The sequence below is a fragment of the Chitinophaga agrisoli genome, assembly GCF_008386695.1.
Classification (GTDB): Bacteria; Bacteroidota; Bacteroidia; order Chitinophagales; family Chitinophagaceae; genus Chitinophaga; species Chitinophaga agrisoli.
The window spans coordinates 1-434 of the sequence record NZ_VUOC01000151.1; the positions used below are offsets into that span (position 1 = coordinate 1).

Here is a 434-nt window from a genome sequence, read left to right on the forward strand (position 1 = left end):
AGGTTCCGGTATACGCATTAGCATCGAAGTTCTGTACAACAGGTATATTGGTGTCGCATTGTCCAGGCAGGATGACCTGTTGACCAGTCTGCTCGGGATAGTGGAAGCAGGCTCGGTCAGACTGGTCGACGGTTAAATAGAGCTCCTGGTGGAGTACTCTGTTAGCGGTGATGATGGGCGTCATTGCGTTTTGTGCAGCCGCGGTCAGCTGTCTAGCTTTGCTGTGCTTCGCGCTCCATACTCGTCTGTGTTCGCTGTCGACGTTGACGCAAGAATACAGGAGAGCGTAATTCTCGTAATCAGTAGCCAACACCCAAATGTCTTCAACTCGCCCATTGGCCAAAGTCCTTCGAAGCCTTCCGTCAATAGTGGCTGTTACGGTACCGGTGGCAACAGTAGCTGACCCACCAGAGACGCTGGTATCTACAACTTGG

1 protein-coding gene and 1 pseudogene are annotated in these 434 nt (G+C 52.3%); both read right to left on the bottom strand.

Going from position 1 to position 434, the window contains the following annotated elements:
* Window positions 1-184, bottom strand: a 184-nt coding sequence (locus F0L74_RS34800) for a hypothetical protein (protein WP_246197967.1), incomplete at its 3' end; no start/stop codon positions are given.
* A 36-nt stretch (window positions 185-220) separates the two neighbouring features.
* A pseudogene (locus tag F0L74_RS34805) lies at window positions 221-343 on the bottom strand (hypothetical protein); the annotation flags it as partial.
* Window positions 344-434: the final 91 nt, after the last annotated feature.